Here is a 21078-nt window from a genome sequence, read left to right on the forward strand (position 1 = left end):
ACATGAAATCACTAAAAAAATATATCGCGCCGTTGTTGCTCACGGGAGTGTTGGCCTGTCAGAGCCTCGACGAAGATCCGAAAGGCTTTACCTCGCCCGATAATTATTATGCCACCATCCAACAAGGTGAAGCCGCGCTCACAGCCTCTATGAATGCCTTGTGGAACGCCTGGGGAGAGGGCTATTCCTACGGCTATGGCAACTTTATCTACGACGACCAATTGCTGGACGGCGACATGGTCATCCCCAACGACTTTGGAAGCTCGCTATGGGATCAGCACTACAAAGCACTCAACAATGTGAACGGTGTCCTGCGTGCCATTAAGAAGGGCAACTTTAAGGGAATTGATCAAGGCGAGATCGACGGGCTGGAAGCGCAAGCTAAATTTTTGCGCGGCTACAACTATTTTGCCCTCGTACGTTTGTTCGGCGACCTGCCCCTCATCACGGAAGATACTCCGGACCCCGTAACCAGTCCCATCAAACAGCGGACGCCCATTGCTACGGTCTATGATCTTATCGTCAGCGACTTTGAATATGCCATCGCCAACCTGCCCACAAGTTGGGATGGACAGCCGGGCAAACCCACCGCCGGCGCTGCGAAAGGATTGCTCACGAAAGTTTACCTGACCATGGCCACCGCTCCCTTGAATAAAACGGAGAATTACGCCAAGGCAAGAGACTTGGCTGCAGACCTGATGGACGACGGTACGTATTCGCTGATCCCGAATGTGGAGGACGTTTTCAAACCTGAAAACAAATACGGCCCCGAAGTGATGTGGGGTTTCAACTCCACTTCCGACGACCCCGCCACGGATGCGCACATCTGGACACCATCCGTGATGGACGGATGGGGCGACGCCAGCCTCGATCCCACCTGGACCGACGAGTGGCTGAAAACCACTGAACCCCGCCAGGACGCCTACCTGATCCTGGAATTCGACGGCATCCCGTACACCGACTTTGATGAACAGCGCCCCTTCGTGAAGAAATTCACCGTGCCCTACATCACACAAGACGAATACGAAAGCGGCCAGACCACGGCAAACCTGCCCATCATCCGCTATGCCGACGTGCTGCTCATGTATGCAGAAGCCGCCAACATGGCCGCCGGTGGCCCGACACCCGAGGCGTATGAAGCGATCAACCAAGTTCGGCGGAGAGCCTTCAACTTGCCGCTCGATGCACCAAACGCAACGTCGGACCTGGCTGCTGGTTTATCCAAGGAGGCCTTTGATGATGCTGTAATTGACGAGCGCAATCACGAACTGAGCTTCGAATACGACCGCTGGTTCGACCTCATTCGCAAGCGGTTGTTGATCAAGGTAAACGAGGTGAACCACCCCGACTATCTCCCAAACATTACCGACGACGATTACCTCTACCCAATCCCAACGTACGACGCAAAAATTCTTGGCAGTCAGAACCCGGGTTACACGGGGGAATAATTTGAGTGATTGGCTTTATGAAAAGCTCTGCTTCCTTCGGGGGCAGGGCTTTTTTTATGGAGGGAAATTCAGGAGCCAGAATCCAGGAGCCGGGAGTTGTTTAATCTAGGCCCGCGAAGTGGTCGTATTTATACCTGGTGGAGAAAAAATAAAAAACCTGACCTGGAAAATGAAAAACCTCCTGAGGAAAATGAAAAACCTCCTGGGAAAAACGAAAAACCTCCTGAGGAAAACGAAAAATCTCCTGAGGAAAATGAAAAACCTCCCGAGGAAAATGAAAAACCTCCTGAGGAAAATGAAAAACCTCCCGAGGAAAATGAAAAACCTCCTGAGGAAAATGAAAAACCTCCTGAGAAAAACGAAAACCTCCTGAGGAAAACGAAAAATCTCCTGAGGAAAATGAAAAACCTTCTGAGAAAAATGAAAAACCTCCTGGGAAAATGCAAGAATCGGATCAGGAAAATGAATAACCCAACTAAGAGAAAAGAAAACGAAGTAAAAAAATCTTATCCAAGATTCAATAAACGGTGTCAGTTCATTCGAACAGCACCTCTTACGCAAACAAAAACGGATTCCCCGTCGGAATATGCGTAACCTTGATACCCGGAACCATAGGCTGCAAAAAGGGAACCATCCATTCTAATCCCGGCTCTTCACTCACCGCATGGCCGAGTACGATAAGCGAAAGCTTGTCGCCTTTCAATCGGGCATCGCGGACGTACTCCGCAGTTTCCCATTCGCTGAGTTCGCCGATGATAAGCAAGTCAGGTTTTTCGGTTTCGATGCCTTGGATGTGGCTTCTGCCGCCGGAAGCACCGGGAAGCAGGAGGATGCGTTGACAACTTTGATCCATATCGCCGATGACACGCACCGTGGGGATGCCGAGTTTTTGTTTGGCGTTGGCCACGATGTCTTTCAATTTCAGGAACGGGATCGTGAAGACACGGGGATTTTTTTCGTCGTAATATTTTTCATAGCCCAGCGCTTTCATCACGCCCATCCGAACCCCGTCGGGAACATGGCTGTGGATGTAGTCGTGGAAGCGCCAGACGGCGATGTTGTGTTTTTCCAGGAGGTCTCGTTTGTATTTATACACCTCATCCTGTTCCAGCCATGCCGTCTCGTCGAGGTGGTTGTAGAAGGTGGGTTCGTGGACAATGATAAAATTTACATTGGTGGCGATGGCCTTGCGGATGACTTCCACCGTGGCAAACATGGTGGTAATGATGCCCGTCACTTTCTGAGAGGCGTTGCCCGACTTCAACGTGTCTACCGTCTTGGCAAACGGTGCACCGGGAATGGTTTTCAGAATGAGGTCGATCACTTCGCCAACGGTAGGGGCGGATTGTTGTGCGAAGGCTTCGCTTGTGGATGCGCCGAGCAGCACCGTGGCGCCGATGGCCTGGGATACGGTAGTTAAAAATTCTCTTCTTCCGGTAGTCATAAGGGTGGTGTTATTCCGTAGCGTAAGATAAGGTTAAACCGCAAAGACGCAAAGGCGCAAAGTCAGCGCAAAGAATTGTAATTGTTTTCTTTGCGCTGACTTTGCTGGCCCGCCCGCCGACTTGCCGGTCGTAGCTTTAGCGATGACGGGGAGCTTCAGCGAAGGTGAGGCGTTAAAACTGCATTTTAGTACTCTCCGTGAACCCCAAAGATAGGCTTCCGCGTCTTCCACTTCCCCTTCGTAAAATCCGGGATCTCCTGCAACTGCCCTTTCTCCTGGATCGACTTTTCGCTTAGCGGTGTGATGGCATACCACGTGGCCAGATCATACACATCCAACGGAAATTCCACGTCCCGTTTGATACACTCGATAAAAGCGTTATCCACAAAAAAATCCATCCCCCCATGCCCCGACTCGGTCGACAGCGCCGAATACTTCTTCCACAACGGGTGATCATATTCTTCCAGATACGGTTTGGGATCTTCCCATTTATGATGCGGGCTCTTATCTTCAAAATGAATAAACCCTGCCTCCGGTTCACCGGCATGAAAATCCTGCCACAAGCCATTGGTGCCTTGCACGCGGAAGCCCAGGTTATAAGGACGCGGCAGCGACGTGTCGTGGGTCAACAGGATGGTCTCGCCGTTCTCGCATTGGATTTGCGTGTTCACAATATCACCTTGCTTGAACACGACCTTTGCATTGGGATGGTTGGGCCCGCCTTTGGGATTTTTCACAATGTAGTCGTGAAGTCCCCGGGCTTTGGTCGCGATGGAGGAAAGCCGCGCGAGACGGTTGCCGCGATTGATGTCGATCATGTTGGCCACGGGCCCGAGACCGTGCGTGGGATAGAGCTCGCCGTTCCGGTTCACATAATGCTGCGTACGCCAACGTGCTTCGCTAAAACCTTTCTCACCGAAGTCGACACCGGGTTCGTCGGTTTGACCGGTGGTGAAAAGCACGCCGCGAAGGTCGTGCTCGTAGCCGCCTTGCAGGTGAAGGACCTCGCCAAATCTTCCCTGTCGCACCATGTTCAGCACGGCCATGATGTCGCGGCGATAGCAAACATTTTCCAGCATCATGAACGGGGTCTTTGTCTTTTCATACGCATTTACAAAGTCCCAGCAATCCTGCAGCTTGATCGCGCCACACACTTCCATAGCCGTGATCTTCCCGGCTTCCATGGCATCGACGCCGTGTTGCAGGTGCCACTCCCAGGGCGAGCAGACATAGACCGCATCCACGTCGGTGCGCTTCAGCAGGTTGCGATAGTCGTAAGGACCCTTGCCATATTCGACGGCGGCCTTCTTATTATATTTTTGGATAAGCGCCTGGGCCATTGCCATCATCTTTGGATCGGGGTCCGCCATGGCCACGATCTCTACATCGGTACGCTTGAGCAATTCCTGCATGTGATCCTGGCCGCGCAACCCCACAGCGATCATCCCAATCCTGACGGTGGTGCGCTTTTCTTCAGCAAGCGCTTGGAACATGCCCACACCGGGCAGGGTGAGGAGTGACCCTGCTGCGGCAGTTTGTTTTAGGAAGTTTCTTCTACTGTATAACATATTATTTTATTGTTTCGAATTCTTTGTGTTTCGTGTTAGTCCCTCACAACGATTAATCCGACAAGAGATAAATTCCGATCATCGCGAAAACCATGCCCACCGAAAGGACTGCTCCGGGGATCACGCCATATAAGATGAGCGAGAGCACGACGGTGATCAGCGGAGAAAGCCCCGTCATCGGCGTAACGATGATCGCTTTGCCATAACGAAGCGCATACACGAGCGTGAGCGCCCCGATGGCGTTGAGCACATGGATGATGCTGGCGAGATATGGCCCCTTGAAGCCCCAATTGACAGGCTTCGAAAAATCCGTCATCATCACTGCCACAGGAATCAGAAGGACCGCCGTCGCCATCATGTAAAAGAAGATGCTCTCCGCCTTCATCACGTTGTTTGAGAATTTCATCACATAGGCCTGCAAGCCCCAGAGAATAAAAACGCTGATCGACAACAGCAACCACCCATAGCCTGACGAACCGTTGCCGGACGCCGGCTGATAGGAGAGGAGTAAGATCGCGGCCAGTGAAATGACGATCCCGATCCAATGTCTGCGCGTTGCCGTTTCTTTTAAAAACACGAGCGATAAAAAAATGGTCAGGATCGGGAACAGCGAAATGAGCGGGAACACAATATAGGCCGGACCTTCACGCAACGCCTGAAACAAGATCAACTGACCACCCGCACCCAGCAGTCCGATGGTGGACCCCAGAAAGATGGAACGGAGATCATACTCCAGTTTCCATTGGATAAGATAGAGTGCTACCAGCGAACACGGGATCATGGTAAGCGCCCATACGGAATAGCCTAGCGTGGCAGGAAATCCTGCTTTCTCTGGAATTTCAATTAGTGCGCCCCATGCGCCCCAAAAAACGGTGGTGATGATCGCATAGAGCAACCAGGTCTTCTTTGCCATAAGATTAAATATAAAACAATGATACGAAAGTACATTATTTATTTAAGCTTATGTTTTAGCGGAATATGGATTTAAGCGTCTTTTTTTGCGGGTTCTATACGGTAATGACTTCCACGCCGGCGTCTTGAAGGCGTTTTTTGTCGTCGGGGGTGATGTTGGTGTCCGTGATCACTTTGTCGATTTGCTCAATGGAACAAATGAAAGCGAGGCTGCGCTTTTTGAATTTGCTGGAATCCACCAGCAGGATCACCTCTTTCGAGATCTCGATCATGATCTCATTGAGGCGGGCTTCTTCCACATTGGGCGTGAACACGCCTTGTCGCGTGTCGAAGCCGTCGACGCCTAGAAAAGCTTTATCGACATTAAAGTTGCGCAGGCTTTTCTCCGCCAGCGGCCCCACCAGCGAAAGCGAGTTTTTCCGCAGGTAGCCACCCGGCATGATCATGTTGATGTTGGGCTTGGTGATGAGCTGGTTGGCGATGTTGAGGGCGTTCGTGATCACCGTAAGATCCTGTAGATCAGGGAGATTCCGCACTAATTCTGAGGTGGTAGACCCCGAGTCGATGATGATCGTGTCCGACTCGGTGATGAGTTGGGCGGCCACTTTGCCAATGCGGGCTTTTTCCTGGAAGTTGATGCGGCTCTTGTCGGCCAGGCGCTGGTCGTTGGCCACGCCGGTCTCGAACTTCAGGGCGCCGCCGCGGGCGCGGATCAGTGTATTCTTTTGCTCGAGTTGGTCCAGGTCATTGCGGATGGTCACTTCGCTAACGCTGAACAACTTGCTCAGCTCTTCCACAAACACTTCGCCTTTTTCCGAGAGCAAATGAAGGATCTCTTTTCGCCTGCCAACGGTACTGTCTCTTTTCTTGGCCATGAGGTTAGGTTTATACAAAAGTAAAGATAGTAAATACGGTAACTTATTTTATAAGCTCAATTTGCCCCTTATCCTTATGATCCTTCGATAGGTTTATGATCAAAAACCACGTTTATTTCAATCGTTATCGGAAACAGCGAATAAATGTTTCATTTCCTTATTTTTTCCTAAAAAAATGTTTTCGATTTGTATTCGAAATGAAAAATAAAATTTTATTTTTGTTTAGTAAGTAAACGAAATATAAGATGGTGGCCTTTCGCCGTAACCAAATCGAATATTTCGGGTTACGAAGGAAATAGAAAGCTAAACCCCCTGTGCCTATGAAAGCAAAACCTGTATACACAACCGAATGTGAGAAGGACTGTGACGAGGTGATCTGGGGTGATTTTCGCAATGGAGACAAGTCGGCTTTCGCCACGCTCTATCACCGCTATTTCAAAACGCTCATTCAACACGGCCTTCGTGTCTCGGGCGATAAGGACCTGGTCAAGGATTGCATCCACGACCTGTTCATGGAGATCTGGAAGAACAAACTCAATTTGTCCACCCCCGACTCGGTGAAAGCTTATCTCATCAGCTCGCTGCAACGCAAGGTTATACGCCAACTGAAAAAGATCCGCACCCGCGAAAACGGTGTCCTCCAGTGGCCCACACTCGACTTTGTTCACTCGAAAGAAGACCAGATCATTTCAGAGCAACGCAAGGAAGAACAACGCCGCAAGATCAGCCGGGCATTAGAAGTCCTGACCAAAAGACAAAAGGAAGCCGTATACCTGAAATTTTACTCTAACCTCAGCTACACCGAGATCGCCAATCTGATGGCGATCAGCACCGAATCGATCTACAACCTCGTCTCCAAAGCCATGGACAACCTCCAGGGCGAACTCACCAAACTGCCGGAACACAAATTTCAATAACGACATAGTTTTGGGTTAAAAAGGAAAGACCCGCGGATGAACATCAGCCTTGTTCACCGCGGGGATTTTCATTTATGGGGAGGGATAATAAACGAGTCGCATAATGAGTCCCATTCATTTATGGGTGTTATAAACGTACCACTCGCCGTTGTTGGTGTTCTTCACCAACAACATTGGTGTGCGATAACATTATCATGCGGAAATCATTCAAGCGCGACAATAGGCGACATCAAGATGCGTTGACCCATTTTGTTTGACTCACGCCCTAAACTTGTTGGTGAAGAACACCAACAAGGGCGACCGAGAATTTAGATGCTTAAGGCCTTCAATTTTTCAATGATCAAAAAATAAGGATTCCCTTTCAGCGCTGTCTCCGCAGATTGCTTGCTGCTCGTGTCACCTTTGGCAATGGCCACCACCCAGCGGTGTGCGGGGCGTTGTGAGCCAAGGGTATTGAGCTTTTCAAGCCATGCCTGGGTTGCGGCCTTGTCGCCTTTCTGTTGCCATACCCACAGCGGTAAAATGTTGTTGAGTGTCGGCTCCAGCGGTTGTTGATTGGAATATTCCACGATCGCTGTTTGAAGTGCTTCTGCTTCTTTGCCTTTATTCATTTTTTGCAAACAGAAGGCCTCCGCATATTCCTGCATGCGGGTGTCGGCATCATAGGGTTTGCCAACGCCGAGGTTCTCGGGCCATGCCTTTGATTTCTCCAGCTTGGTCATGGCGTCGGCATATTTCTTTTTGCCGATCAGGTCGAGGGCCCAGAGCATGTAGGCTTGTTCGTAGACGTTCTTGCCGTCGCTGGAACCTTCAAAGGGTAGGATGGTCATTCCTTCCAGGGTTTTCACGCTGGCGGCATATTGGCCGTTGTTCAAAAGGGCTTTGGCGTATTGCAGGCCCAACGTGTAGTTGCCTTTGAACTTCTTGACCGCGGCGGTCGAGAGTGTCAGTGTTTTTTGATGATCCTGTTGGCCTTCATAGTATTCGATGAGCGTGCTCGTGGTCCTCCAGTCCTGGGGGGCCAGGCGTTGGGCGGTCTCCAGGTCGGCCAGTTCCTGTTTGGAGTCTTTTCCTTTTTGCAGGAAGGCGCGCGAGGTGTAGAAGGGCGCATAGTCGGGCGCGGAGCCGCAGGATTGAAACAGGCTTAGCGCATCTTTCTCGCGTTGAATGCCCCAATCGTTGAGGGCGAGATAATATTTGAATTTCCAGTGATCGCTCTTCTGCGTGGCCCACTGCAGCGGCTCCACGGTCTCAAGGCGGAAGGGAAAAACAAACGCAGGCGACTCGGCGGCGATGGAGGGCAAGGCTGAAGCATCTTTCTTCAGATAGGCTGCCCACAAATGTACCAACGGGTGGGCTGGCGCTTTGTCAAGAACTTGTAGGGCATCGTCTGCGAGGCCCAGTGATTGATATTGCAGCGCGACCTCCAGGTAGGTTTGATAAGGGAATTCATTTTGAATAGTGGCTTTGAACTTAGCGAGGTTGTCGGGTGTGTTGTGCAGCAGGTACTTTTCAAAATCGGCAAAGTGATCAAGCGCGTCGGCTGTGAGCAGGGTCTCCAGGATCTTGTCGGCTTCGGTCGCCCGGTTTGTTTTTCGGTAGAGGATGGTCAGGCTGTGCAGGGCGTTGAAATTATACCGGTTAAAGTCTAACGATTGTTGTGCATATTGTTCTCCGAGGGTGAGGTCGCCGCGTTGTATCTCGATCGCTGCCATCTGCGCATAGGCCGGCGAGCGGTATTCGGCAGAGCGCGCGGCCCATCCGAACGTTTCCAACGCATTCAGCAGATCCCCTTGCGCCCGGTAGTTGACGCCGGCGTAGTAATTCACGCCCGGATCATAGGCATCCAGTTGCAAACCCAAATTGCTGTAGTATAGCGCGGAATCAAATTGATGACTGCGGTAGTACAATTCGGAAAGGGCGGTCACGGCACCGATGTGCTGTGCGTCTTTGGCCACGCAATTCAACAAGAGTGTTTTCGCGCCTTTGTAGTTCCGCGATTCTTTTTGCTCCATGCCGGCATAATATAAATAGGAGGCACTGGAAGGATCGGCCTTGAACATAGAAGCAAAGGGCCGTTTGATAAGATTTTTATTTTCCGAACTATAGCGCAGGTCCATGCCTTCCACGACTACCTCAAAGGGAGCTTTACTGTCCAGCGACACCGAAGTCTGGATCACTTCCATGGGGTTGAGCGATTTACTTTCCGTGTGGATGACTTTCCCGTTGGAGGTAACGATGATCTTTGCCTGCGAAGTCGCCAGGGCATTCACGCCGATGGAGAGCTTTCCCTGGTCGCGCGTCACGTGCAACACACCTTGGGGTGAAACGTCGCTGAGGCCGCCGATGTCTTTCACGGGGAACCACAATTCCTGCCAACGGTCGGTCATGCCGGGGGAAAAGGGAACTTGGGTGATCGGTGTACGCAGGGATGAGGCCTGGAACTGGTTGAACATACGGCCGGCCTGGAACTCCATATACTGACCATCCGTGTCCGTAAGCAAGTCTTCCCAAATGCCACCATTGCGCGACAGTGCCCAGAGCCACAGTTTGTGTCCAGGCATGTCGTTGTAGAGCGCCCAGTGGCCAAAGCCGAAATTCGATTTGTGATAGTAGCCGCCCATGAAGTCGGTGTATTCGCCCACGATGTGTGAGGAGCGGTGGGAGCCGAAGTTGCTGTTGGCATATTTCGAGATGTCGCGGCCCGCCGCATCGACAGGCCAGGGGCCGTTTGCGCCGTCGTGGCCCAGCTCTTCGTCGCCGGGATAAAAGAACTCGAGGTCATCCGAAACCACGGCTGCTCCGGTCATCCAGTTGTAGTACGATTGCGTGATCGGCGTGGGGTTGTTCCAGAGGGCGTGCGTTTCAAAATAGGCTTTGTCTTTGGGGAGCCTGATCTCTACGCGCCATTGCGTGCGCGAGGGGAGGTCCATGGTCCCGACAAAACAGCTCACGCTGCCGTCGGCATTTTCTTGTGTTTTGTAATCCACGGGATTCGTCGTGGCGGGTGTATGGCCGATGTAGCCGAAGTTGAATTCGATGCCGCCGCTGGTCCAGGGGCCGCGCATGGAGATGTTGCGGAACTTCATCACCTCATTGCGATAAATGAATTCCTTGCCGGTCGACTTCTCGATGGCACCCCACACTTTGCCACCCACTTGAGGGAGGATGTACACTTCGATATAGTCGTTTTCCAGTTTCACCACTTTCCATTTCTGTTTCTGACCGGTGACGCTATAGCCATCGAAGGAGTGATAAGGATAGATGCGATTGCTTCGCTCCGCCAGGATCGGCACGGGGCTGGGTTCGCCGAAAGGGTAGGTGAGGAACTCTCTTTCGGATTCGGTGACCACAGCTTTTTGTGCCGTCACCAGCATCGGGAAAGCGAAAAGAAGGAAAAGGAAAATGCGAATGCTCATAAGTTAAAAGTGCAGGGCTAGGTTGAATGTTAAATAATGGGATGCCGGTAAAAGCATTTTCCGCCAAGGAAATAAAGACGCAAACCTTCTCCTGTGCCGGTGAAAGCCGTAAATTCATAGGGCTGGAGGGGCAGAAATGGGCGTTTTTCTTTCATAAGTTGAAAATAACCTTTAACAAGCCTTAAATGAAATAAATCACACTTCAAAAGGTTTAATGTTATCGAATAGTAAATAAAGGAAAGTTTTGAAGTATAAAAAAGCAATAAAACGAAAGTATAATTTATTTTTATTGCTACTTTTGTTCTGTCACGACTAAAAAAGACAAGGACATATGAAATATTTGGGGATAGAGGCATCTGACCTCATCAAATCAGGGGGGATACACACGGCTAAAGAGATCTGCCAGCAGCCGGAGCTGTGGAAAAAAACATTTGAAGAGATTAAGCGTCAGGAAGCTGCCATCGCGAAGTTCATGGACGAGGCGTTGGCCAATACCAAGCGTATCATTTTAGCCGGCGCCGGCACCAGCGCGTTTATCGGCCTTTCATTGCGCGGTGTCTTTCAACGCAACTCCGGCATCGCCACGGATTGTATCGCCACGACCGACATCGTTTCGCATCCAAAAGATTATCTCACGCCCGAGATCCCGACGTTGCTCATTTCGTTTGCACGTTCGGGAAACAGCCCCGAAAGCGTGGCGGCCATCGCGTTGGCCGACGAGATCTGTAACACTTGCTACCACCTCATCATCACTTGCAACGCCGAAGGCAAACTGGCGCACTACTCATCCAAATCCCGCCACTACATCTTTAACCTTCCACCCGAATCCAACGATCAAAGCCTGGCCATGACCAGCAGCTATTCCACCATGTTGCTGGTGGGGTTGCTCATCGCGAAGCTGAAAGATCTGAAAACGGCAGAGCGCAGTGTGGACACCGTTATCAAATACGGCCGCAAACTGATCGAGCTTTATGCCGGTGACTTCCGGGAGATCGCCAAAAAGGATTTTCACCGCGCCGTGTTTCTCGGTTCGGGCCCCTTCTTCGGAACAGCAACCGAATCGCACCTGAAGCTACAGGAATTCACCGACGGCAAAGTGATCTGCAAGAACGATTCTTACCTGGGCTTCCGTCACGGACCAAAAGCCGTGGTGGACGAAAACACGTTGGTGGTATACTTACTGACGAACAACGCGTATGCCTATCACTACGAAAGAGATCTCATCCTGGCGATGAAGAAAGGAACACCGCCGTTGCTGGAGATCGGTATTTCGGAGTCGGAGATCAAAGACATCAAGTTGCAGCATGCGTTTCAGCTTTCGGAAAACGGCAAGTCGGTAGAGGAGGAGTTCCTGGCGGTGTGCTACATCATACCGGCGCAATTGCTGGGCTTCTTCAAGTCGTTGGCCTCGGGTCTGATGCCCGATGCACCGTCGGCCACCGGCGCCATTACGCGCGTGGTGGAAGGGGTGAACATCTATTCACTCACATAAAAGCCCTTTGGAAAATGCAACGGTCTTTCTATACTGGCTTTTAATTCCCGAAAAGAACTATGGAGAAACATTTCGATGTACTGGTGGTGGGCGAACTGAATGTGGACCTGATCCTGAACACCATCGACAAATTCCCCGAGATCGGCAAAGAAGTGCTGGCGCATCAGATGACACTCACGCTGGGCAGCAGCTCGGCGATCTTTGCCAGCAACCTCAGCACACTGGGAACGACCGTGACCTATGCGGGCAAGATCGGCCGCGATAACTTTGGCGATCACATTATTTCCAGCCTGCAGGCAAAGGGCGTAGACACCGGCAATATCATTCTCACCCCACAACACAACACCGGTGCCACCATCGTGTTGAATTTTTCCGAAGACCGCGCAATGGTGACCTACCCGGGGGCGATGAGCCACCTCACGCTGGAGGATATCTCCACGGAAAAGCTTCTCCAGGCGCGACACCTGCATTTAAGCTCCATCTTTCTTCAGCAAGGCATCCGCAAAGATATCGTCGCCCTCTTCCGCCAAGCCAAGGCCCTGGGCCTCACCACCTCGATCGACCCGCAATGGGACCCTTCCGAAACGTGGGACCTCGATCTGAAAGCCTTGCTTCCACACGTTGACATTTTCATGCCCAACACCGCCGAATTGAAAGCCCTCACAGGCATAGCCGATCTGCAAGAAGCGTTGGCTTACATTCGCGAATTCGGCAATGCGTTCGTGGTAAAAAACGGCAGCGAGGGCGCCTACCTCTGGGAGGGTCAATCACTGTATCATCAACGCGCCTTCCGCAACACGTCCGTGGTAGACAGCATTGGCGCGGGCGACAGCTTTGATGCGGGCTTCATCCATAAATTTCTGCAACAACGATCGTGGCAGGAATGCCTGGAGTTCGGTGCGCTCACGGGAGCCATCAACACCACACGTCATGGAGGGACAGGTGCGTTTGAAAATCTGAACCTGGTCAAGACCATCGCACAATCTACTTTTAACTATACTTTTTAAAATGCGGCTACAAGACAAACTGAAAGCACTGGGACAAAACGGCAAGGCGTTGCTGGCTACAAATTTCTATAATTTTGAGACGCTTTCCGGCGTGCTGCAGGCGGCAAAGGCAACGAACAAGTCCATCATCCTTCAATTGTCGGAAAGCTCCATTCAATATCTTGGGTTGCGCGTAGCCGCCGGGTTGGCGCGTACGGCTTTGGAAGAATATGGAGTGGAAGGGTGGCTTCACCTGGATCATGGGAGCTCGCCAGAAATGGCCCACCGCTGTCTGGATGCCGGGTTCGATTCGGTCATGATCGATGCCAGCGAAAAGCCTTTTGAAGAAAATGTAAAGATCACGTCATCCGTCGTAAAACTGGCGGAAAAATATAACGCCAACGTGGAAGCGGAGTTGGGATACGTGGCGAAGCTGGGACAGGTGCAGAAGGTAAGCCAATATACACAACCGGAAGAGGCGAAGCGATTTATCGATGAAACGGGCGCGCATGCCCTGGCGATCGCGATTGGTTCGGCACACGGCTTTTACAAAGAGACGCCGCAATTGCAACTGGAATTGTTGTCCGCCATTCACGCCGCCACACCGGCAGCATTGGTGTTGCACGGGTCGTCGGGCATTCCGGAAGGGCAGATCCGCGAAGCCGTAAAGCGGGGCATCACCAAGGTGAACCTGGCTACGGAGACAAAGAATATTTTTATGAAAACGCTGCAGCAGGTACTGGAAGGCAATGATGAAATAGATTTGCGCAAGATCTTTCCGCAAGCCACGCAGTCGGTGGTGAAGCTGATCAGCGAGAAATTGGAAGTGGTTTCCCCTAACTAAAATTATACCATGACAATTGTAAAACGATTTGGCGTCTGGCTGCTTTTTATAGCGATGGCGGCCCAGGCGCAAAACCCTGATGAACTGCTGCTAAAAAATTATCGACCGAAGTCCATTTATAAAATTCCGGTCACCAAGATCGAGAAGGCAAAGTTTCCGGTCATCGACATGCACTCGCATCCTTACGGCAAAACCAAAGCCGATATTCAGGAATGGGTCAAGACGATGGACAAATTTGGGATTGAAAAAACGCTCATTCTCTCGTATGCCACCGGCGCCCGTTTTGACTCCCTCTACCAGGTGTATTCTGCCTTTGGCAATCGCTTCGAAGTGTGGTGCGGGTTCGATCACACAGGCTACCTGGAACCGGGTTGGTCGGAGCGCGCTGTTAAAGAACTCGAGCGGTGTGCGCGCTTGGGGGCCAAGGGCGTAGGGGAGTTGGGGGACAAAGGGCTGGGTGAATTCTACTCGTCTCCGACCAAGGGATGGGGTATGCACATCGATGACCCGCGCATGAAACCCCTTTGGAAAAAATGTGCCGAGCTGAAGTTGCCCGTGAACGTTCACGTGGCGGAACCCATGTGGATGTACGAACCGATGGACTCCACCAACGATGGTCTGATGAATGCGTATGAATGGAAAGTGGACCAGACAAAGCCGGGCATCCTAAGCCATGCGCAACTGATCAAAACCCTGGAGAACGCCGTGCGCGACAACCCCGGCACGACATTCATCGCGTGCCACTATGCGAACTGCGAGTATGATCTCAGTATTCTCGGTAATCTTTTCGACAAATATCCGAACTTGTATGCCGACCTCGCAGCCCGCTATGCAGAAACGGCCACGATACCGCGGTATATGAAAGCCTTCTTTGAAAAATACCAGGACCGCATCGTCTATGGCACAGACATGGGGGCGAGCCCGGACATGTATGCGTTTACGTTTCGCATCCTGGAGTCCAACGACGAGCATTTTTATGCGAATGGCCAGACCGGCTACCATTGGGCCCTGAGCGGGTTTGGGTTGAGCGACGCGATTTTGAAGAAAGTGTACAAAACAAATGCGATGAAAATTTTAAAGCGATAATGGTGTCGATGGTTTAAAGAAGGAAAGAACGATGGAGCGGAACAACTTGAAAAGGATCATCTTCCCCCGTGGCTTTGCCGTGGCCATTGATGATTTGGGATGGAATGAAGGCAGCAACCTTTCGCGCTGCATCCCTTCCGGTCCTCATCGTGCCGGCGTGAAACGCTTATTCGATTTGAACGATTATACCTACGTCGTGGAAGTGGGCAAAGCAGTTGGCGCCCGCATTCAAAGCCTTTTCATCCTGAGTGAAATGGATCGCGAAAACGTTTTGGCTAAATATCCCACCACCACCTACCAGCGCGAGAAATGGAATAACAAAAGCCGGGTGAGCGACAAGGAATTTGCGATCATGGCCTATGTGAAAGAACAGGCCGCCTTCATGGAGTTTGGCCTCCACGGCACCGGTCATGAATATTGGGCTGGGGATGGCATTCAACGCCGGGCGGAGTGGTATAACCTGATCGACCGCAAGCCCTGGCCGGAGCACGACCTCCGGACACACATCCAGGGCTTCACCGAGATCATGGCCCAGTACAACATCACGCCCCAATACGGCCAGTCCTTCCCCGAGAGCTTCGTGCCCTGCGCCTACAGCTATTACTGGAATCCCAAAGGCGAATATAGCCTGGGAAAATTGCTGACCGAAGCCGGCGTCAAGTATGCCAACACCGACTTTGCACAGATCCCCGAACTCTCGCCTCCATCCGAAACCAACGGCGGCGGTTTCGACCACGGCACACATGTGATCAATCGCATGAACTACGGCAACCTTTGGTACGAGCTGCAATCGCTTCCCAAAGTACTCGTCGAAATGCAAAGCACCGACATGGTAGAAAGCCACTGGGTGAACTGGTTGGCACAAGACGATTTTATTCAAGCCGATGTGACAACGCAGTGGATCAACTATTACAAAAGATTCCAGAGGCAGGAAGACCGCTACATCGCCAAGAACACCGAGCAGTTGCACTCGCAATGGCTCTATCGCCGGTATACGCAAGTAACGGAAACGCATGAAGGCTCCGTGGCAATCGACAACAGTGAGATGCCAAAAGAAGCCTATGCCCGGGACATACTGGGAAACATGGTGCTGAAAATCCAGTTGAAAAAAGGAGAACATGTGTCATCGGCGACACTCAACGGTGAGATCATCCCGGCATACTATGAAGAGGAGGGGTTTGCCTTTTTATATCTCCCGCAGCTGGCACCACAAAAGTACGAACTGACCTATGCGCTCGGCGCACAATCCATGCCGGTACATATTTTTCACGACGGCACATACAACCTGTACGCCATACGCCCGAAAGGGAGCGGGCTGCGCATCGACTTGAAAATGTATGGTGAACAAACCGTGAAAATCAGATGCCCTAGACCCGAGACCGTCGCCGTGCTGGGAAGAGGTCTGGAGATGAAAAGTTTCGTGCACGACGGTGCGTATCTGCACGTCACCGTGCGCGCGTTGGACATGCAGGGTTCGCGGGGTGATATGAAAATTCAGTACGCAACAAACGTATTTTAAATCTTTTGCGGGGTTTTACTGACCCCAGTCTTCGAGCCGTAAAACCTATCGCTATGCCAAGAGATCGTTCGTTTTCGATGCCTGCCTTCGTTTTTTTTATCCTGGTGATCGCCACGGCGTGCAGGAACAACCGCGAGGCGCACACAACATGGTCGGTCTATCGTGGCGATGTGGGCAGCACGGGCTATTCGACGCTGGATGAGATCACACCGGAAAATGTGGATCAATTGGAAGTGGCCTGGACCTATCATACCGGGGATGCACGGGAAGAGAACCGGTCGGCTATTCAATGCAATCCCATTATTGTGAATGGCAAGATGTATGTCACCTCGCCGCAGCTGAAACTCATTGCGCTTGACCCCGGCACGGGAAAGGAACTGTGGAAATTCGATCCCTTCATGAACAGCGAGGCAACGGGCGTCAACCGTGGCGTGACCTATTGGGAGAAGGGAACGGACAAACGGATATTTTTTTCAGCGGGCCCCCATCTCTATGCGCTCAACGCCGACAATGGCGGACTGATCCCGACCTTTGGCGTCGCCGGCCGTATCGATCTGCGCGATGGTTTAGGTAGAGACCCCGGCACACTGGCGGTGTGGGCAACATCCCCCGGCATCATCTTTGGCGACTTGCTCATCCAAGGCACGGCGCTTGGCGAAGGCTATGATGCGGCCCCGGGCTTTGTACGCGCTTATGATGCGGCCACCGGCAAGATTGCCTGGACCTTTCACACCATTCCCCAACCTGGAGAATACGGCTACGAGACGTGGGATAAGGATGCCTACACGCAAGTGGGGGGCACCAACAGTTGGGCTGGGATGAGCTTGGATGAAAAGCGCGGTCTTGTATTTGTTCCCACCGGATCGCCCGCATTCGATTTTTATGGGGGCAACCGGAAAGGAGAGAACCTCTTCGGCAATTGCCTCATCGCCCTGGACGCCAAAACCGGGACACGCAAATGGCACCACCAACTGGTGCACCACGATCTGTGGGACTACGACCTTCCCGCGCCGCCAACCCTGGTGACGCTACACAAGGATGGAAAGGACATCGATGCCGTGGCCCAGGTCACCAAGATGGGCATGGTCTTTTTGTTTGAACGGGAAAGCGGCGAGCCTGTATATCCCATCGAAGAAAGACCCGTACCCAAGTCGGACCTGATGGCGGAAGAGACCTGGCCCACCCAGCCCTTCCCTGTAAAACCATTGCCCTTTGTGCGGCACACGTATACCGAAAACGACATCACCGATATTTCGCCGGCTTCCCACGACTTTGTGAAAGCAAAGATCACCGGTGCGCGTATGGGAAGCATTTATACGCCACCCAGTACCGACGGCGTGGTGCAGTTTCCCGGCACGCGGGGTGGAGCAGAATGGGGCGGCGCTTCGTTCGATCCGGAGACCGGTGTCTTATATGTGAACGCCAATGAAATCCCGCTGCTCATCAAAATGAAAGCGATGGAGATGTCGGGCGGACAGTTGCTGGCCTCGGCGGGTGAAAAAGTGTATACGTTGAACAACTGCACGATGTGTCATGGAGCGGACCGCGCGGGCACCGGTGTTTTTCCATCGCTGCAAAATCTGGCTAAACGAAAAACAGAAGACGAAATACGCAGCCTTTTGAAAACCGGACGGGGGCAAATGCCCACTTTCCCGAATATCTCGGCGACGGATAAAGATGCGCTCATCGCGTTTTTGTTTGATAAAAAAGATGCCGCGCCCAAACCTGCAAACACACCATCCCAATCCACCACGTACCGCTATGTGCACGACGGCTGGAACGCGCTCACCGATCAAGAAGGCTACCCCGGCGTGAAACCGCCGTGGGGCACGCTCAACGCCATCGACCTGAACACGGGCGATCGTCTCTGGCAGGTTCCCTTAGGCGAATACCCCGAGCTGATAAAAAAAGGGATCCCGCCAACCGGAACGCAAAACCTGGGCGGCACGATGGTCACCGCCAGCGGACTTGTATTTGTCGGCGCTACGCGGGATGAAAAATTCAGGGCGTTCAACAAAAAAACGGGGAAGATGGTGTGGGAATATAAATTGCCTGCGGGAGGCTATGCGACCCCGGCTACGTACAGCATCAACGGCAAACAATACATCGTCATTGCGGCAGGCGGTGGGGGCAAAGTGGGTTCGCCTTCCGGCGATGCCTATGTGGCCTTTGCGTTGAAGAAATAAAAATCCGGAATACAACCCGAAGGATCTTCACGACAGCAGGCAACCCGAAAAATATTTTTTCTTTGAATGAGAAATTTCCGCGTTGCGCCTCTTCAAAGAAGACCAGATCAAAACAGACAGCATGACCTCAGAGATAACAGCAGCGGAACTTTATACATGGTGCCGCATTCCGTGCGACCAATTGGAAACGCACCCCTTGCGCAAAGTTCCTTTCCGGCTCGTGAACGACTCTCAACACATGGGCATCGTCATGGCGCGCGAACTTGCCGACGAGATCCAAAAGAACAACGTAAATAACCAACCTACACGCGCGATCATTCCGTGTGGTCCCGCATGCTGGTATGCACCGTTCACCACGTTGATAAATGAAGCGAAAATTTCATTGAAGAACTTCGTGGTCTTCCACATGGACGAATGCCTTGACTGGCAGGGCCGCGAATTGCCAAAGAAACATCCCTATAATTTCAGGGGGTTCATGGAGAAACATTTTTACGATCCCGTCCACCCGTCCCTGGCCGTTCCCTTGGAGAACCGGCATTGGCTCAACGCCTACAACATTCCGGAGGTGAAGGAAAAGATCGAACAAGCCCCCATCGACATCACCTATGGCGGGTGGGGACAAGACGGGCACATAGCCTACAACCAGGCGCGCCGCCATCCGTTCCACAAGATCTCCATCGACGACCTGCGGCACTCGACCATCCGCGTCCAGGAAAATAATATGGACACGATCATTGCGTTGGCCCAGCGCACGTTTGGCGCAGCCTACCAATTTGTTCCGCCGATGTCGGTGACGTTGGGGGTGAAGGAATGTCTTTCGGCGAAAAAAGTCCGGTTGTATAGCGACACGGGCAAGTGGAAACAGACGGCGCTCCGGGTGGCCTTGTTTGGTCCTTTAACGCCGGAGTATCCCATCACGCTTTGCCAGGAACATCCCGATGTGCTGATCACCGCCACGATAAAAACCGCGACGCATCCTATTAGTGAAAACCCCGACTGGGATCTGGGCTTGTCTTCTTTATGAAGCCGTTGACATTCCATACCCATCAACTGAAATACACCGGCCTGATCGGCACGGGAGGGATTGGTTCTGGGAAATTTTTTCAACTGAACGGTGCGCATACATTGGGACGCGAAGAAAGCCGCAGCGGCCACTTTCTCGATATCCAGGATTACTGTAAACAACACATTATTTTACATTACATAAAAGTGTTGCTGGGCGACCGGTTCAACGTGATCCCTATTGGCAAAGTGGGAGAGGACGATACGGGCCACAGGCTTTATCACGAAATGAAGACCACCGGTTTCGCGATGGACCACGTTCAAAAAAGAGCCGATGCTTCCACGCTCTTTTCGTTTTGCTTCTATTATCCCGATGGCAGTGGCGGCAACCTGACCACCGACAATTCTGCCAGTGCACAAGTTTCCATAACCGACATCACCCAAGCAATGCCGGAAATCAAAGCCCTTGGAAAAAAGGGATTGGCGATGGCCGCGCCGGAAGTACCCTTAGCAGCCAGACAAGCGCTGTTAACGCTCGCCCGGGAACTCGGTTTGTTTTGCGCAGCATCGTTTACTTCCGAAGAACTAAAGCAAATGGACACTTCGATATTTGCTGGCATCGACCTGCTGGCTATCAATATGGATGAGGCCCGTACGCTGGAGGGAAAGGGAGAGACGACGCGTGACGTGGAAGTAGTGGAACACGTCATCGCCAAGCTTCGGCGTCATCATGATCGTATGCTGATCTCCATTACCGGCGGTCGGTCGGGAAGCTGGTGCTGGGATGGCGCGCAGTTGTCCCACGTACCCTGTCTTCCCGTTGAAGCGAAAAGTACGGCAGGGGCGGGCGATGCATTTTTTTCGGGATTGCTTTGTGGACTTGCGCTGAACTTGCCGTTGCCGGAAGCCCAGGGCCTGGCGACATTGCTTGCCGGAATGAGCGTAACTTCGCCGCATACGATTCACAAGGGCATCGACCGGATCTCGCTAAAAACATTCGCCGAAGAAACCGGCTTCACCCTCACAACGTCTATCCAAAACCTATTAAACGACTGAACTATGGGAGTCATCCTACGCATCATCCAACAATTCGACCCTGCCTACGAAAGAGAATTCATGGCCCTTGAAAAACAATTCGACGCGTTGGAGAAGCGACGCCCCGACTACCCGAAAGGAAAACGCATGCAGCCCATCTCCGGTGGCGAGCCGGCGCACACGCTGATCTGGCAATACGAATTTCCAGACATGGAAACAGCCTATAAGACCCTGAACTTTTTCGGCGGCGACGATGGCCACGAAGATCTTTTCCGGCAGCAGGTGGCGTTTATCCGGCTTGTAAAAATCGAATTCTACAAATCGCTGGACTTCTAGACGCTAACC

Annotated in this window: 17 protein-coding genes; 12 read left to right on the forward strand and 5 right to left on the reverse strand. The window is 52.1% G+C overall.

Translation table 11 applies throughout. From position 1 onward, the window contains the following. Nucleotides 1-2: 2 nt before the first annotated feature. The gene (locus tag D4L85_RS23665; RefSeq protein WP_160143952.1) at nt 3-1448 is read left to right on the forward strand and encodes a RagB/SusD family nutrient uptake outer membrane protein; all 1446 of its coding nucleotides are present in this window, start codon (nt 3-5) and stop codon (nt 1446-1448) included. Nucleotides 1449-1544: 96 nt separating this feature from the next. Continuing rightward, nucleotides 1545-2042, forward strand: a complete 498-nt coding sequence (locus tag D4L85_RS34650) for a hypothetical protein (protein WP_174236169.1) — start codon at nt 1545-1547, stop codon at nt 2040-2042. Here D4L85_RS34650 and D4L85_RS23675 read toward each other — a convergent pair. The 4 genes from D4L85_RS23675 to agaR all read right to left on the reverse strand — a co-directional run bounded on the left by D4L85_RS23675 (nt 2002) and on the right by agaR (nt 6247). Beyond that, nucleotides 2002-2892, reverse strand: coding sequence for a Nif3-like dinuclear metal center hexameric protein (locus tag D4L85_RS23675; protein ID WP_119756639.1), 891 nt, complete (start codon nt 2890-2892; stop codon nt 2002-2004). The two genes, D4L85_RS34650 and D4L85_RS23675, sit on opposite strands and share 41 nt — an antisense overlap. A 185-nt stretch (nt 2893-3077) precedes the next feature. Beyond that, nucleotides 3078-4460 (reverse strand): Gfo/Idh/MocA family oxidoreductase, encoded by a 1383-nt coding sequence (locus tag D4L85_RS23680; RefSeq protein ID WP_119756640.1) that lies wholly within the window; start codon nt 4458-4460, stop codon nt 3078-3080. A 52-nt stretch (nt 4461-4512) separates the two neighbouring features. Beyond that, nucleotides 4513-5373 carry a DMT family transporter gene (locus tag D4L85_RS23685; protein ID WP_119756641.1) on the reverse strand — a complete coding sequence of 287 codons (861 nt, stop codon included), beginning with the start codon at nt 5371-5373 and terminating at the stop codon, nt 4513-4515. Nucleotides 5374-5467: 94 nt separating this feature from the next. Continuing rightward, nucleotides 5468-6247 (reverse strand): transcriptional repressor AgaR, encoded by a 780-nt coding sequence (gene agaR, locus D4L85_RS23690; protein WP_073129828.1) that lies wholly within the window; start codon nt 6245-6247, stop codon nt 5468-5470. Between the two features lie 320 nt (nt 6248-6567). On the opposite strand from agaR, the gene D4L85_RS23695 reads away from it, so the two are divergent. Beyond that, on the forward strand, nt 6568-7164 hold the full coding sequence (locus D4L85_RS23695; RefSeq protein ID WP_160143953.1) for an RNA polymerase sigma factor: 597 nt from the start codon (nt 6568-6570) through the stop codon (nt 7162-7164). Nucleotides 7165-7472: 308 nt separating this feature from the next. Here the strand turns inward: D4L85_RS23695 and D4L85_RS23700 are convergent, their stop codons facing one another. Next, nucleotides 7473-10583 (reverse strand): DUF5107 domain-containing protein, encoded by a 3111-nt coding sequence (locus D4L85_RS23700; protein ID WP_119756643.1) that lies wholly within the window; start codon nt 10581-10583, stop codon nt 7473-7475. 331 nt (nt 10584-10914) lie between these two features. Between D4L85_RS23700 and D4L85_RS23705 the strand changes: the two genes are divergently transcribed. The 9 genes from D4L85_RS23705 (at nt 10915) to D4L85_RS23745 (ending at nt 21069) form a co-directional block, all read left to right on the forward strand. After that, nucleotides 10915-12075, forward strand: coding sequence for an SIS domain-containing protein (locus tag D4L85_RS23705; protein WP_119756644.1), 1161 nt, complete (start codon nt 10915-10917; stop codon nt 12073-12075). 59 nt (nt 12076-12134) lie between these two features. After that, nucleotides 12135-13082: a carbohydrate kinase family protein gene (locus tag D4L85_RS23710; protein ID WP_119756645.1), complete on the forward strand. Its 948-nt coding sequence runs from the start codon at nt 12135-12137 to the stop codon at nt 13080-13082. Between the two features lies 1 nt (nt 13083). Beyond that, nucleotides 13084-13905, forward strand: coding sequence for a class II fructose-bisphosphate aldolase (locus D4L85_RS23715; protein WP_119756646.1), 822 nt, complete (start codon nt 13084-13086; stop codon nt 13903-13905). A 9-nt stretch (nt 13906-13914) separates the two neighbouring features. Then, complete coding sequence (locus D4L85_RS23720; protein WP_119756647.1) at nt 13915-14991, forward strand: amidohydrolase family protein; 1077 nt, start codon at nt 13915-13917, stop codon at nt 14989-14991. Between the two features lie 31 nt (nt 14992-15022). Then, the gene (locus D4L85_RS23725; RefSeq protein WP_119756648.1) at nt 15023-16510 is read left to right on the forward strand and encodes a hypothetical protein; all 1488 of its coding nucleotides are present in this window, start codon (nt 15023-15025) and stop codon (nt 16508-16510) included. Between the two features lie 53 nt (nt 16511-16563). Further along, on the forward strand, nt 16564-18696 hold the full coding sequence (locus D4L85_RS23730) for a pyrroloquinoline quinone-dependent dehydrogenase (protein ID WP_228450601.1): 2133 nt from the start codon (nt 16564-16566) through the stop codon (nt 18694-18696). Between the two features lie 121 nt (nt 18697-18817). Then, nucleotides 18818-19720: a sugar phosphate isomerase family gene (locus D4L85_RS23735; protein ID WP_119758912.1), complete on the forward strand. Its 903-nt coding sequence runs from the start codon at nt 18818-18820 to the stop codon at nt 19718-19720. Beyond that, the gene (locus D4L85_RS23740) at nt 19717-20754 is read left to right on the forward strand and encodes a carbohydrate kinase family protein (protein WP_119756650.1); all 1038 of its coding nucleotides are present in this window, start codon (nt 19717-19719) and stop codon (nt 20752-20754) included. The genes D4L85_RS23735 and D4L85_RS23740 overlap by 4 nt, the downstream gene beginning before the upstream one ends. Nucleotides 20755-20757: 3 nt before the next feature. Further along, nucleotides 20758-21069: a hypothetical protein gene (locus D4L85_RS23745; protein ID WP_119756651.1), complete on the forward strand. Its 312-nt coding sequence runs from the start codon at nt 20758-20760 to the stop codon at nt 21067-21069. The last annotated feature ends 9 nt before the right edge of the window (nt 21070-21078 follow it).

Origin of the sequence: Chryseolinea soli, assembly GCF_003589925.1 — a bacterium.
In the GTDB taxonomy this organism is placed as follows: Bacteria; Bacteroidota; Bacteroidia; order Cytophagales; family Cyclobacteriaceae; genus Chryseolinea; species Chryseolinea soli.

What these genes read in the sequence shown, in the direction of transcription:
- D4L85_RS23665 (WP_160143952.1), top strand. Translation starts at nt 3, where the DNA reads ATGAAATCACTAAAAAAATATATCGCGCCGTTGTTGCTCACGGGAGTG.
- D4L85_RS23675 (WP_119756639.1), bottom strand. Translation starts at nt 2,892, where the DNA reads ATGACTACCGGAAGAAGAGAATTTTTAACTACCGTATCCCAGGCCATC.
- D4L85_RS23680 (WP_119756640.1), bottom strand. Translation starts at nt 4,460, where the DNA reads ATGTTATACAGTAGAAGAAACTTCCTAAAACAAACTGCCGCAGCAGGG.
- D4L85_RS23685 (WP_119756641.1), bottom strand. Translation starts at nt 5,373, where the DNA reads ATGGCAAAGAAGACCTGGTTGCTCTATGCGATCATCACCACCGTTTTT.
- agaR (WP_073129828.1), bottom strand. Translation starts at nt 6,247, where the DNA reads ATGGCCAAGAAAAGAGACAGTACCGTTGGCAGGCGAAAAGAGATCCTT.
- D4L85_RS23695 (WP_160143953.1), top strand. Translation starts at nt 6,568, where the DNA reads ATGAAAGCAAAACCTGTATACACAACCGAATGTGAGAAGGACTGTGAC.
- D4L85_RS23700 (WP_119756643.1), bottom strand. Translation starts at nt 10,583, where the DNA reads ATGAGCATTCGCATTTTCCTTTTCCTTCTTTTCGCTTTCCCGATGCTG.
- D4L85_RS23705 (WP_119756644.1), top strand. Translation starts at nt 10,915, where the DNA reads ATGAAATATTTGGGGATAGAGGCATCTGACCTCATCAAATCAGGGGGG.
- D4L85_RS23710 (WP_119756645.1), top strand. Translation starts at nt 12,135, where the DNA reads ATGGAGAAACATTTCGATGTACTGGTGGTGGGCGAACTGAATGTGGAC.
- D4L85_RS23715 (WP_119756646.1), top strand. Translation starts at nt 13,084, where the DNA reads ATGCGGCTACAAGACAAACTGAAAGCACTGGGACAAAACGGCAAGGCG.
- D4L85_RS23720 (WP_119756647.1), top strand. Translation starts at nt 13,915, where the DNA reads ATGACAATTGTAAAACGATTTGGCGTCTGGCTGCTTTTTATAGCGATG.
- D4L85_RS23725 (WP_119756648.1), top strand. Translation starts at nt 15,023, where the DNA reads ATGGAGCGGAACAACTTGAAAAGGATCATCTTCCCCCGTGGCTTTGCC.
- D4L85_RS23730 (WP_228450601.1), top strand. Translation starts at nt 16,564, where the DNA reads ATGCCAAGAGATCGTTCGTTTTCGATGCCTGCCTTCGTTTTTTTTATC.
- D4L85_RS23735 (WP_119758912.1), top strand. Translation starts at nt 18,818, where the DNA reads ATGACCTCAGAGATAACAGCAGCGGAACTTTATACATGGTGCCGCATT.
- D4L85_RS23740 (WP_119756650.1), top strand. Translation starts at nt 19,717, where the DNA reads ATGAAGCCGTTGACATTCCATACCCATCAACTGAAATACACCGGCCTG.
- D4L85_RS23745 (WP_119756651.1), top strand. Translation starts at nt 20,758, where the DNA reads ATGGGAGTCATCCTACGCATCATCCAACAATTCGACCCTGCCTACGAA.